Origin of the sequence: Thiocapsa bogorovii, from assembly GCF_021228795.1 — a bacterium.
Classification (GTDB): domain Bacteria; phylum Pseudomonadota; class Gammaproteobacteria; order Chromatiales; family Chromatiaceae; genus Thiocapsa; species Thiocapsa bogorovii.
Genome location: NZ_CP089309.1, coordinates 996034 through 1008730, shown reverse-complemented (window position 1 = coordinate 1008730; position 12697 = coordinate 996034). Strand labels below are relative to the sequence as shown.

Genomic DNA, 12697 nt, shown 5'->3' with positions numbered 1-12697 from the left:
ACGCCGCAAGCCCTGAGCAAACCGTCGCAGACTATTTCGTCGTCGTGTTCGTTGTCGTCATCGTCATCGGATTCCGGACGAACACGACAACGACACCGACAACGACAACGAGCAGAGCCATCGACCAGGTTTCTCGGGTCAGGCTCTGCCGGATTTGGGTTCAGGGTTAAGGGTTCAAAAACAACGAATTCAGGTGCGTTATGAAGATCAGCGTCTACCGCTACAATCCGGACACCGACACCAAGCCCCGGATGCAGGACTACGAGGTCAAGACCTTTCAAGGCATGATGCTGCGCGATGCCTTGCTCGAGGTGAAGAAACAGGACGAGAGCTTCAGCTTTCGCCACTCCTGCGGCGAGGGGGTTTGCGGCTCGGACGGGGTCAACGTCAACGGCCGCAACGTGCTCGCCTGCATCACGCCCATCGGCGAGTTGAAGGCGCCGATCGAGGTCCGTCCCTTCCCGGGCCGTCCGGTGATCCGCGACTTGGTTGTCGACATGACCCAGTTCTACGAGCAATACCGCGCCGTCAAACCCTACCTCGTTTGCAAGGATCCGCTTCCGGAGCAGGAGATCCTCCAGTCGCCGCAAGAGCGCGACAAGCTCGACGGGCTCTACGAATGTATCCTCTGCGGCTGCTGCTCGACGGCCTGCCCCTCCTTCTGGTGGAATCCGGAGAAGTTCCACGGCCCCGCGGCATTGCTGCAATCCTGGCGTTTCCTCGCCGACAGCCGCGACCAAGCGACCGAGGAACGGCTTGATGCCCTCGACGGTCCCTACAAGCTTTTCCGCTGCCACAGCATCATGAACTGTGTCGAGGTTTGTCCGAAGGGACTCAACCCGACGCGGGCGATCGGCAAGATCAAGGATCTGATGCTCGAGAAGGGTGTCTAGCGGACCTGTGGCGACTGAATCGACATCCGAGACCGCGGCCGTGACCGACGCCTCCCGGGGGGCGTCGGAGACGGAGCTCGAGATCCGACGGTTGCGCTGGCAATGCCGGCGCGGCATGTTGGAGCTCGATCATCTTTTGGATCGTTTCCTCGATCTCGGCTACCGTGATTTGGATCAGGCTCAACGCCTCGCCTTCGTGCGCCTGCTCGGCGAGCAGGATCAGCGGCTCAGCGACTGGTTTATGTCCCGCAAGGAACCGGCGGATACCGAGCTGGGCGATCTCGTTCGGCACATCGTCGAGGTCGTGCGTGAACGACCCAGCGCGAGTGTCGACTTGCACGGATAGATCATCGATCGCATCATCTCCTCGCTGGTGAACGGCGCGACAATTCGGGTTCGAAGGCCCGACCCGGTATCATCTTGCTTGATGAGACAAGAGCCGCATGCAAGGCCGACCATTATTGGAGGAGAGAACGCATGATCGATATTCGCTATCCCATTGCCGGGCTGATTGTGGTCACGTCCCTCTGGATCGTCTACGACCGCAGGAACGAGAGCGTCGAGCCGCCTGTTCCAGATCAGCCACCGATCGCGGTTGCGGAGCCGGTCGCTCCGACCGAGGCTGCGGCCCCCGAGCCGCCCGCAGCGCCTGCTCGCCCGTCCGCCTTGCCCCCGATGGTCCATCCGGACGACAACCCCGCGACTCCCGAGAAGATCGCGCTCGGCAAACAATTGTTCGTCGATCCGCGCCTTTCGGGCAGCGGCACCATGGCGTGCCAGGGCTGTCACTACCGCCATCTCGGCTGGACCGATGGGCGAAGATTCTCTCGGAAGGACAACGGGGATCTGAACACGCGGCATACCCCGTCGCTCTACAACACGGGGTATCAGACGGCCTGGTATTGGGATGGCCGCGCGACCAGCCTCGAGGGGCAGGTCTTAGCGGCCTGGAAGGCCCAAATCAACGCCGACCCGGAGCAGGTCGCGCCGCTTATTCAGGCGGTCCCGGGATATGCCGAGCAGTTCGAGACCGTCTTCGGCGGCCCGGCCACACCCGAGACGATCGTCAAAGCGCTGGCCGCCTATCTGCGCACCACAAACAGCGATGATTCTCCCTGGGATCGTTACGAGATGGGGCAGACGGGCGCGGTCACTCCGGACGCCGTCGCCGGACAGGCGCTCTTCGTCGGCAAGGCTGGATGCGTCGCCTGTCACGCCCCGCCTTACTACGGAAACAGCACCTTCTACAACATCGGCCTGGAGCATGGAAAGGACACCCCGGACCCCGGCCGGTTCAAGGTGACCGAGGACGAGGCGGATCGTGGTGCATTCAAAACCCCCTCGCTACGCTCCGTGGCCTTGAGCGCGCCCTATTTCCACGATGCCAGTGCACCTACGCTTGAGCTGGCGATTCGCTATATGGCTTCGGGCGGCAATCCGGACCCGAACAAGTCGGAGCTGCTGGTCGATCGGGGCCTGACCGACGCCGAGATCTTCCAGCTCGGAGCCTTCCTGCGCGCGCTCACGAGCCGTGAGACCTGGGACATGCCCGAGATTCCGTGATCCGGCCGAGCAACCCGACGGGCATCCGTTCGCAAGATCGAGCGGTGGACAAGCGAGAGCGACGTCCACCGACACTCCTGTCGGCGCCATTGCACCGCGCAGCGGGGTTCGTTATGGATTCTTCGTCGGTTAGGCCGTGTCACGAAGACCAACGATGAGGTCGAGGTCACCGCCTGATCGTTGAGCCTCCTGCCTCGGCCCAACCACCCGGAACCGTCGTTTTGTCCTCGAGCTGCAACGCGATCGATCGGAGGCGCTTGCCGGTGATTCGCGATTCGGATCCGGCGCGCCGTTTCGAGTGCAATTGATCCGGTCTTGCAATGGGCTCTCACCGCGAACGTCCGCCGTTACAGATCCGCCCGGGGTTTTCCCGCCGGTTCGCTTGGTTCGTCGGGCTGACACATGCCGCTGCAGCGTCCGTGATTCCTCTGCTCGGCGAGGGCCCGTCGTGGTTGTTTCTGTTGATTCCGGTCGCCGTTAGTGCGCTCTACATCGGCTATGTCGATGTCCTGCGGCGTGCGCCTTGGTCGATACGTTCGGTTCTCTGGGAGCCGGGCGGGACTTGGCGGATCCGTTGCGTCTCCGGCGCCGAGCATGAGGCGCGCCTGTGTCCAGGCACCTTCATCACCCTCCCGCTCGTCGTGCTCAGCTTCCGTCTCGGCTTCCTGCGTCGCCGCTCGCTCCCGGTCTTTGCCGACGCGCTCGATTCGGAGCAGCTCCGCCGTCTGCGTCAGCGACTCCGCATCGAGGGCGCGGCGCGGGATCGAGCCTCCGACCTGTCTTGACCACCGGCCGGCATTTGTCCCCGGTGAAATTCCGCATGCCGGCGATCGATCGACGGTCGCACAGGCGCTGCTATGCTACCGTTGTTCCCATTGATCCGCCTCCCTCCGACGAGACCCTCATGGCGACACGCTACCCTTTGATCCTGGTCGATGCCTCCGGCTACCTGTTTCGCGCCTACCATGCACTCCCGAAATTGACCAACTCCAAGGGCGAGGCGACCGGCGCGCTCATGGGTGTTGTCAGCATGCTGCGCAAGCTCATCGAGGAGCATCACCCCGACTATATCGGGGTGGTCTTCGACGCGCCGGGTAAGACCTTTCGCGACGACATCTATCCCGAGTACAAGGCCAATCGGCCGGCGATGCCGGACGAGCTGCGCGAGCAGATCTTGCCGCTGCAGGAGGTGATTCGGGCGATGGGTCTGCCGCTGTTGGTGGTCCCGGATGTGGAGGCCGACGACGTGATCGGCACGCTCGCGACCCGCGCCGCGGCACAGGGCATCCCGACCCTGGTGTCGACCGGGGATAAGGACATGGCGCAGCTCGTCGGCGAGCATGTGACGCTCGTGAACACGATGACGGATACGGTCCTGGATCCGACGGGTGTGAAGGAGAAGTTCGGTGTGCCGCCCGAGCGCATCGTCGACTATCTGAGCCTGATGGGCGACAGCGTCGACAACATTCCGGGCGTCGACAAGTGTGGCCCCAAGACCGCCGCCAAATGGATCGCCGACTACGGGGATCTGGACGGCGTGATCGCCAACGCCCAGAAGATCAAGGGCAAGGTCGGGGAGAACCTGCGTGCCGTGCTGGATCGCTTGCCTCTGTCGCGCGAGCTGACCACCATCAAGCGCGACGTCACGCTCGACCTCGAGCCGACGGACCTGCGCCCGAGCGAGCCGGATCGCGAGACCCTGCGCGGTTGGTACGAGCGCCTGGAGTCGCGTCGGCTGCTCGCCACACTGAAGGACGCAGACACCGCGGTCGACCCGAACGGCGCCGAGACAGCGACGGGGTCGAGGCCGAGCCGGGACTACGAGGTCGTCCTCACCCGAGACGCCTTCGAGGGTTGGGTCGAGACGCTGCGGAGCGCCGATCTCTTCGCCTTCGATACCGAAACGACAGACCTGGATTACATGCGCGCGGAGCTGGTGGGCCTCTCCGTCTCGGTCGAGCCGGGCACGGCCGCCTATGTCCCGGTCGCCCACATCTACCCGGGGGCCCCGGATCAGCTCGATCGCCTGGAGGTTTTGGAGCGCCTGAAGCCGCTGTTGGAGGATCCGCAGCGTCACAAGGTCGGCCAAAACCTCAAATACGACATGAGCATCCTGGCCCGCTACGCCATCGAGCTGCGCGGCATTGCGCACGACACCATGCTCGAGAGCTACGTGCTCGACAGCACGGCGACCCGCCACGACATGGACTCGCTGGCCAAGAAATACCTGGACCACGATACGGTCCATTTCGAGGACATCGCCGGCAAAGGCGCCAAGCAGCTGACCTTCGACCAGATCCCGTTGGAGCAGGCCGGACACTATGCCGCGGAGGATGCGGACGTGACCTTGCGCCTGCATCGCGCGCTCTGGCCCCGCTTGGAAGCGGTCCCGAGCATGGCCGCACTCTACCGGGACATCGAGATCCCCCTGATCCCCATCCTCTCGCGGATGGAACGCCACGGGGTGCGGATCGACCCGGACCTGCTCGCCGTGCAAAGCGGGGAGCTTGCCAAGCGTATCCAGGAGATCGAGGCCCGGGCCTACGAAACGGCCGGTCGGCGCTTCAACATGGGCTCGCCCAAGCAGATCGGCGCCATCTTCTTCGAGGAGCTGGGCCTGCCGGTAGTCGCCAAGACGCCGACGGGCGCGCCCTCGACCTCGGAGTCGGTCCTCGAGCAGCTCGCCGCCGACGGCCATGCACTGCCGGATCTGATCCTGCAGCACCGCAGCCTCTCGAAGCTGAAATCCACCTACACCGACAAGCTCCGCCAGATGGTCAATTCGCAGACCGGGCGGGTGCACACCTCCTACCACCAGGCGGTGGCCGCCACCGGCCGACTCTCATCGAGCGACCCGAATCTGCAGAACATCCCGATCCGTACCGACGAGGGCCGCCGCATCCGCCGCGCCTTCGTCGCCGAGTCCGGGAACCGACTGCTTGCCGCCGATTACTCCCAGATCGAGCTGCGCATCATGGCCCATCTCTCGGGCGACGAGCGGCTCCTCGCGGCCTTTGCGAGCGGGCTCGACATCCACCGCGCGACCGCCGCCGAGATCCTCGGGCTCGAGCCCGAGGCGGTTACCGGCGAGCAACGCCGCTCGGCCAAGGCGATCAACTTCGGGCTCATCTACGGCATGTCCGCCTTCGGCCTCGCCAAGCAGCTCGGTATCGAGCGGGGTGCGGCGCAGGAATACGTCGATCGTTATTTTCAGCGCTATCCCGGGGTCAAGGACTTCATGGAGCGCACCCGCGCCAAGGCACGCGAGGACCGCTATGTCGAGACGCTCTTCGGGCGCCGGCTCTATCTCGCCGAGATCGGGCACAGCAACCAGGGCCGGCGCGCAGCGGCTGAGCGGACCGCCATCAACGCCCCGATGCAGGGCACGGCGGCAGACATCATCAAGCGTGCCATGATTGCGACGGACGACTGGATCCAATCCGAGCAGCCGCCGGTGCGGATGATCATGCAGGTGCACGACGAGCTGGTGTTCGAGATCGCCGCCGATGCGGTCGAAACGGCCGGTGCGCGCATCCGCACGATGATGGAGTCAGCCGCGGACCTGGCTGTGCCCTTGATTGTCGATATCGGGGTAGGGGATAACTGGGACGAGGCCCATTGACCCAGATCGCGCCCGAGGTCATCCATGCCGGTTTCGGGTATGCGTAGGCTCGTCGTTAAGGGTGCGCTGGCGGAGCGCGATTTGGATTAAGATTTTGGTATTAAGCTGCTGAAAAACCTCTATTGATATATCGAACAAGTACGGATGTCTTGCCGTACCCGGGACATCGCAGCGCTGAATGTCGCAGAGCTTGGTTTTACGCGTCGAACACCCAAGGAACTTACTCAGGTGTACCGGGTCACATTTGCCGAGCGCATCGGGGTTGCCTATCCCCCCTGAGGGCAACCCCACTACCCGGCATCCCCCAGCCGGGGAAGCGATTACCCCGGAGTTCCGACCCCTGGACTCCGGGGTTTCTTTATCCGGGTTTCCGGACCGATGCCCCATGGGCTTATTGGCCTCGCGCTCGATTGGGTCTCCGATCCAACCCCATCGTGTCATCAGCTTGACATGACGCCGCCTTAAACTCGACCGACGGCCATTTTGCCGTGCGAGACGGGATGAACGCGAATGCTGCCGGCCGAACTGACACTGATCCTTCCGACGCGCGACGAGGCCCACAATATCCGGCAGTTTCTGGCGTCCGTTCCGGCGGAAATCCGGCTCATCGTCGTGGATGCGAGCCGGGACGAGACGCCGGATCTGATCGAGACCCTGCGTCCGGAGCGCACGCTCGTCCTGCGCGAGCCCGGCTCGGTTACGCAAGCGAGACAGCGCGGCGCCGATCTCGCACGGACCGACTGGCTGCTGTTCAGCGATGCCGATATCCTTTTTCCGCCGGATTATTTCGACAGGCTCGCGGCCCTTTCCGGGAGTGCGGTCTACTACGGACCGAAGCTTTCCCGAGGTCGCTTCCGCCACTATTACAACCGCATTGCACGCGCCCAAGCGCTCAGCCATGCATGCGGATTTCCTGCCGCGTCCGGCTCGAATCTCCTGATACGGCGAGATGCTCTCGCGTGCGTGGACGGTTTCGATATGAGACTGACCTGCAACGAGGACTCGGAGGTCGTCTGGCGCATTCGACGAGCGGGCTTTCGGGTTTCGTTCCAAAAGGATCTGGTCGTCCATGCGATCGACCATCGCCGAATAGAAAGCAGCAGATTACGGAAGACGGTGCATTCGATCATCCGCTGCACTTTGCTCTATACGAATCTGATGCCTGTGAAATATCGGACCTATGACTGGGGCTATTGGCAGCATCGCGATGGCTGATGAAGACGGCGGCGTGCTCGATAAGGTTCATCGATCCGTCATACGACCTCAACCGATTCGTCAAGTCGAGCCTCTACTATCCGGCGAAACCGAAGAGCGAGGGGGAAACTATCCAATGGCCATCGAACGCCGCTACTGCGCCCGACACCCGATCGATCTTCTTGTGTCTATCCGCTACCGTAAACGCCGGTTCATCTGTGCCCGCGCCTGCAACCTATCCGATCAGGGTATGTTTCTCGAGGTGCGCAACCTCACGCTCCCCACCGGTATCCTCGTCGAGCTCGAGCTTGCCTGCCTCGGAAAGGATTGGCTCATCCCCGCCATCGTGGTCCACCATCGCGGCTCCGGCATCGGCGTGATGTTCCGGGATCCCCGGCCTGACCTCTACCAGGGCCTTACCCGGGATCTTGCTCGACAGCCCCCGCCACCGCAGGCTGTCGATTCAACCGGCCGTCGATCGAGTGCGCGCTGATTCCCGCGCGTCACCGCTGCCGACCGAGTGGTTCGGAAAAGGCCTCAGGATGCATAGACCAACCCGGGCAACCAGGTGGTCAACGCAGGCCAGAGCGCAAGCAGTCCAAGGACGAGCAACTGAATCAGGATAAAGGGTGCGACGCCCTTATAGATGTCGACCGTGGTGATCTCGGGCGGAGCGACACCGCGAAGATAGAAGAGCGAGAAGCCGAACGGCGGTGTGAGAAACGAGGTCTGGAGATTGATCGCCATCATGACCCCGAGCCAGACCGGATCCAGCCCCATCGCGAGCAGGACGGGCCCCACGATCGGGACCACCACGAAGGTGATCTCGATGAAGTCCAGGATGAACCCCAGCAGGAACATCACCAGCATCACCAGCGCCACCGCCCCGAACGTCCCGCCGGGCAAGCCGGTGAGAAACTCGGTCACTAGGTCATCGCCGCCGAATCCGCGGAAGACCAGCGAAAAGATCGCAGCACCGATGAAGATCAAGAACACCATGCTGGTCACCATGGTGGTCTGACGCACGACCTCACGCAGTGTCGACAGGGTCAGCCGACCTCGCGTCGCGGCCAGGATCAGCGCACCGACCGCGCCCACCGACGCGGCCTCGGTCGGTGTCGCAAACCCACCTAGAATCGACCCCAACACCGCCACAACCAGAAAGAGTGGCGGGATCAACACCGAGACGACCCGCCAGGCCAGAGCGGCTCCGCCGACCGGTCGGTCCTCACGTGGAATCGCCGGTACCGACTCGGGTCGAAAGACGGCAATACCCACGATATAGAGGATGTAAAGACCGACCAGCATCAATCCGGGCACCAAGGCACCGACAAATAAGTCGCCGACCGAGACCGTCTCCGGCGACCAGATACCCATCTCCAGTTGGGCCTGCTGATAGGCAGACGAGAGCACATCTCCCAGCAGGACGAGCACTATCGAAGGCGGGATGATCTGCCCCAGGGTCCCCGATGCACAGATGGTTCCCGCCGCCAAGCTCGGAGAATAGCCGCGGCGCATCATGATCGGTAGAGATAACAGGCCCATGGTCACGACCGTCGCTCCGACGATGCCCGTGCTCGCGGCCAGCAGCATGCCCACGAGTGTGACCGAGATCCCGAGCCCGCCGCGTAGGGGTCCGAACAGCATCGCCATGGTGTCGAGCAGACTCTCGGCCACACGCGAGCGCTCGAGCATGACGCCCATGAAGACGAAGAGCGGGACCGCGATCAGCGTCTCGTTGGTCATGACGCCGTAGAGTCGGTTGGGCAGCGCCTCGAGAAACGCCGGCTCGAAGAGCCCGAAGACCTCGCCGACCAGCGCAAAAGCAAGCGCCGTGCCCCCCAACGACAGAGCCACCGGGTAGCCGGCCAGCAGGGTGACGACGACACCGACGAACAACAGCACAGGCATCATCTCATGCACGGCCCATCTCTCCGTCGGAGGGCGGCAGCGCCTCTTCCATCCCGGCCAAGAAGAGTCCATTGCGCAGCGCATTCGACAGGCCCTGCGCCAAAAGCAGGATCGGCATGATCAGGATGAGACTCTTCAACAGATAGACCGCAGGAAGGCCGCCGGTCTCGCGGGATGCCTCCTGAACACGCCAGGATTCAGCAACGTAGGCCCAACCGAGCCAGATGATCAGGACGCACACGGGGATCAGCAGCAGGAGGGTTCCGATCAGATCCACCCGAGCACGGCCGCGACGCGAGAGACGCTCGTAGAGGATATCGACCCGCACATGGCCGTTGCGTCCCAGCGTATAGGCGATGCCGAGCATAAAGAGGACGGCATGCATGTAGGTCACCGACTCCTGCAGCGCTATCGAGCCGATGTCGAACGCATAGCGCAGGACCACCACGGCGAAGGTGACCAGCACCATGGCAAGTGAAAGCCAGGTCGCCCATTCGCCGATTTGTCGGACGACGGCGTCGATCCGATCGGCGAACACAAGCAGGCGGGTCGGGCCTCCCGTTCGGGGATGGTTCCTCATACGGAGCTCCAGGCGTCTGTATTGCGCAGAAACAGGCGACTCGGACGAGACATTGGAAGGGGCCGAACGGCGCGGGCGGCTCGGCCGCTCGCGGACTCAAGATCGACGTGTCACCCGGATGCCGCTCGATCCGACTTCAGTTCCATTCGAACAGGACCCACTGCGGTATCGAGACGCTGTTCGCCGCGTTCTCCTGCATGTCAAGAACCCCGTCGCCGTTGGTGTCGAAGAGAAAGTAGGGCGGTCCGAACTGGGGTTGAATCCGGACCATGTAGAGCACCCCGCGGATCCGGTATTCGTAGATGACCTGGTCGCCGGATTCGATAATGGTGATCTCGGGCTCAACCGGTTCCCCGGTGATCGGAGACGGAATGACCGTCGGCGCCTCCAGAAATCCACCGCCGGCCGCTGCCGGTGGCTCCTCTTGCGCGTACGCCATCCCGAGGCAAAGCATCAGCGGGATCGTCAGCAGGATCGTCTTCGTCACGGGGCCACCATCTCACCGTCGATTGAAAGACTTGCATGGTAGTACGAACGCACCCGGATTGCCTCATCCGCAGGTGCGCTAGACCGATGCCGATAGGGTATCTTTGTCGGCCCGAACCCGAGGCGGCCTTGCGCGATGCGGGCACCGGATCGCCCGCACCCGAAAGGATCCCGCATGAGCGGACTCAACCCCAGACAACTCGAGGCCGTGCACTACACCGCCGGGCCGCTCCTGGTCCTGGCCGGTGCCGGATCCGGCAAGACCCGTGTGATCACCCGCAAGATCGCCCACCTGATCGGCCCGGGCGGGATCTCGCCCCGCCACATCTGCGCACTGACCTTCACCAACAAGGCCGCGCGCGAGATGCGCGAGCGGGTCGGCAGCAGGATCAAGGGCGCCGAGACGCGTGGTCTGACCATCTCGACCTTTCATACGCTGGGCCTCGACATGCTGCGTCGACACCCCGAGCGCGCGGGCTTGCGCCCCCGGTTCTCGCTCCTTGACGCGCAGGACGCCGAGGCCCTGATCAAAGAGCACCTGCGCCATACCAAGGGCGGCGACGCCTTCAGCCCGGCGGCGATCCAACATCGCATTTCCCGTTGGAAGAACGACCTGATCGACCCGAGCCAGGCCGCCAGCCACGCCGAGGACGACTTCGAGGCCCGGCTCGCCGCGCTCTATGCCGATTACGAACGCAGCCTGCGTGCCTACAACGCGGTCGACTTCGACGACCTCATTCTTGGTCCGGCCCGGATGCTCGCCGAGCACCCGGAGCTGCGCGAGACCTGGCAAGGCAGAATCCGCTACCTGCTGGTCGACGAATACCAGGACACCAACGGGGCGCAATACGATCTGGTTCGTCGGCTCGTCGGCCCGCGGGCGGCCTTCACCGTGGTCGGCGACGACGACCAATCCATCTACGCCTGGCGCGGTGCACGGCCCGAGAACCTGGCCCGGCTGCAGACCGACTATCCGCATCTGAAGGTCATCATGCTGCAACAGAACTACCGCTCCAGCGCGACCATCCTCGGACTCGCCAACACCCTGATCGCGAACAACCCGCATGTCTTCGAGAAACGGCTCTGGAGCGAGCACGGTCCGGGCGAGCCGCCGCGAGTGCTGCACTGCAAGGACGAGGTCCACGAGGCCGAGCAGGTCGTCTCCGAGATCCTACATCTCAAGTTCGCCGAAGGGGCCGAGTTCGGCGACATTGCCATCCTCTATCGCGGCAACCATCAGGCGCGTACCTTCGAGAAGGCCCTGCGCGAGCACAACGTGCCCTACGTCCTGAGCGGCGGGACGTCCTTCTTCGCCCGTGCCGAGGTCAAGGACCTGATGGCCTATCTGCGCCTGATCGCCAATCCGCAGGACGATGCCGCCTTCCTGCGCATCGTCAACACCCCGCGGCGCGAGATTGGCCCGACGACCCTGGAGAAGCTCGCCAACTATGCCCGCGAGCGCGGCATCCATCTGCTCGAAGCCTGCGGCGAGCTCGGTCTCGGCGAACACCTGAACGAGCGCCAACGCGAGCGTCTCCACGCCTTCAGCGTACTGGTCTCCGAGCATGCCCGACGCGGCGCAAGCGACCCCGTCGGGACCATGCGCACGCTGGTCGAGACGATCGACTACGCCTCCTGGCTGCGCGAGAACGCCTCGAGCCAGGCCGTCGCCGACCGCCGTTACGCCAACATCACCGATCTGCTCGACTGGCTCGGCGCACTCAAAAAGGGCGAGCTGCAAGAGAAGACACTCGCCGAGATGGCGACCCATCTCACCCTGATGGACGTCATGGAACGTCAAGACGAGGACGAAGGCGGCGACCGGGTCGGCCTCATGACCCTGCACGCCGCCAAGGGCCTGGAATTCCCGCACGTCTTCCTGGTCGGCATGGAAGAGGAGCTGCTTCCACACCGCACCAGCATCGAGGAGGAGACCATCGAGGAGGAACGCCGGCTTGCCTATGTCGGCATCACCCGTGCGCAACGCACACTCACCTTCACACTCACGCGGCGGCGTAAACGCTACGGCGAGTGGGTGACCAGCGAGCCCAGCCGCTTCCTCTCCGAGCTGCCGCGGGATCAGTTACGCTGGGACAATGCGCGCGACGAGACCCCCGAGAACCGCAAAGCCCGAGGCTTGAGCCATCTGCATGCACTGAAGGGAATCCTCGACGTTGACTGAGCACTGTACCCCGAGCGGCCGACCGAATGCAGGCCGGCGCTTTTGCTGCTGAGCATCGGTGCAAGAGCCCATGGACGCCCGAGGCGAATCGCAGTATATTTTACGGTCTTCGCGAATCGAGATTGCGCTGGTATCGAACCGAGCGGCGACACCCCGGATAGCGAAACCGCAAAAAGCGCCCGTAGCTCAGATGGATAGAGTACAGCCCTCCGAAGGCTGGGGTCACAGGTTCGAATCCTGTCGGGCGCGCCAAATCAAATCTTTTT

Annotated in this window: 11 protein-coding genes and 1 tRNA gene; 9 read left to right on the top strand and 3 right to left on the bottom strand. The window is 63.6% G+C overall.

Annotated elements, in window-relative coordinates:
• Nucleotides 1–200: 200 nt before the first annotated feature.
• From LT988_RS04620 to LT988_RS04590, 7 genes are all read left to right on the top strand, one after another.
• The gene (locus tag LT988_RS04620; protein WP_232409058.1) at nt 201–893 is read left to right on the top strand and encodes a succinate dehydrogenase iron-sulfur subunit; all 693 of its coding nucleotides are present in this window, start codon (nt 201–203) and stop codon (nt 891–893) included.
• A gap of 40 nt (nt 894–933) precedes the next feature.
• Complete coding sequence (locus LT988_RS04615; protein ID WP_232409057.1) at nt 934–1239, top strand: FAD assembly factor SdhE; 306 nt, start codon at nt 934–936, stop codon at nt 1237–1239.
• Between the two features lie 131 nt (nt 1240–1370).
• Nucleotides 1371–2456, top strand: coding sequence for a cytochrome-c peroxidase (locus tag LT988_RS04610; RefSeq protein WP_232409056.1), 1086 nt, complete (start codon nt 1371–1373; stop codon nt 2454–2456).
• A 320-nt stretch (nt 2457–2776) separates the two neighbouring features.
• Nucleotides 2777–3241 (top strand): protein YgfX, encoded by a 465-nt coding sequence (locus LT988_RS04605; protein WP_232409055.1) that lies wholly within the window; start codon nt 2777–2779, stop codon nt 3239–3241.
• A gap of 119 nt (nt 3242–3360) precedes the next feature.
• Nucleotides 3361–6078, top strand: coding sequence for a DNA polymerase I (polA, locus tag LT988_RS04600; protein WP_232409054.1), 2718 nt, complete (start codon nt 3361–3363; stop codon nt 6076–6078).
• A 510-nt stretch (nt 6079–6588) separates the two neighbouring features.
• A complete protein-coding gene (locus tag LT988_RS04595) occupies nt 6589–7293 on the top strand; it encodes a glycosyltransferase (RefSeq protein WP_232409053.1) in 705 nt (234 codons plus the stop codon).
• 115 nt (nt 7294–7408) lie between these two features.
• Nucleotides 7409–7765, top strand: a complete 357-nt coding sequence (locus tag LT988_RS04590) for a PilZ domain-containing protein (RefSeq protein WP_232409052.1) — start codon at nt 7409–7411, stop codon at nt 7763–7765.
• Between the two features lie 44 nt (nt 7766–7809).
• On the opposite strand, the gene LT988_RS04585 is transcribed toward LT988_RS04590, so the two are convergent.
• From LT988_RS04585 to LT988_RS04575, 3 genes are all read right to left on the bottom strand, one after another.
• The gene (locus tag LT988_RS04585; protein WP_232409051.1) at nt 7810–9195 is read right to left on the bottom strand and encodes a TRAP transporter large permease; all 1386 of its coding nucleotides are present in this window, start codon (nt 9193–9195) and stop codon (nt 7810–7812) included.
• On the bottom strand, nt 9188–9763 hold the full coding sequence (locus LT988_RS04580; protein ID WP_232409050.1) for a TRAP transporter small permease subunit: 576 nt from the start codon (nt 9761–9763) through the stop codon (nt 9188–9190). Before LT988_RS04580 ends, LT988_RS04585 begins: the two co-directional genes overlap by 8 nt.
• A 136-nt stretch (nt 9764–9899) precedes the next feature.
• The gene (locus LT988_RS04575) at nt 9900–10250 is read right to left on the bottom strand and encodes a DUF2782 domain-containing protein (RefSeq protein WP_232409049.1); all 351 of its coding nucleotides are present in this window, start codon (nt 10248–10250) and stop codon (nt 9900–9902) included.
• A gap of 174 nt (nt 10251–10424) precedes the next feature.
• Between LT988_RS04575 and LT988_RS04570 the strand changes: the two genes are divergently transcribed.
• The gene (locus LT988_RS04570) at nt 10425–12431 is read left to right on the top strand and encodes a UvrD-helicase domain-containing protein (protein WP_232409048.1); all 2007 of its coding nucleotides are present in this window, start codon (nt 10425–10427) and stop codon (nt 12429–12431) included.
• A gap of 175 nt (nt 12432–12606) precedes the next feature.
• A tRNA-Arg gene (locus LT988_RS04565) sits at nt 12607–12683 on the top strand.
• The last annotated feature ends 14 nt before the right edge of the window (nt 12684–12697 follow it).

Bases quoted from the DNA above. Each gene is read 5' to 3' on its own strand.
- LT988_RS04620 (WP_232409058.1), top strand. From the start codon at position 201: ATGAAGATCAGCGTCTACCGCTACAATCCGGACACCGACACCAAGCCC.
- LT988_RS04610 (WP_232409056.1), top strand. From the start codon at position 1,371: ATGATCGATATTCGCTATCCCATTGCCGGGCTGATTGTGGTCACGTCC.
- LT988_RS04605 (WP_232409055.1), top strand. From the start codon at position 2,777: ATGGGCTCTCACCGCGAACGTCCGCCGTTACAGATCCGCCCGGGGTTT.
- polA (WP_232409054.1), top strand. From the start codon at position 3,361: ATGGCGACACGCTACCCTTTGATCCTGGTCGATGCCTCCGGCTACCTG.
- LT988_RS04595 (WP_232409053.1), top strand. From the start codon at position 6,589: ATGCTGCCGGCCGAACTGACACTGATCCTTCCGACGCGCGACGAGGCC.
- LT988_RS04590 (WP_232409052.1), top strand. From the start codon at position 7,409: ATGGCCATCGAACGCCGCTACTGCGCCCGACACCCGATCGATCTTCTT.
- LT988_RS04580 (WP_232409050.1), bottom strand. From the start codon at position 9,763: ATGAGGAACCATCCCCGAACGGGAGGCCCGACCCGCCTGCTTGTGTTC.
- LT988_RS04570 (WP_232409048.1), top strand. From the start codon at position 10,425: ATGAGCGGACTCAACCCCAGACAACTCGAGGCCGTGCACTACACCGCC.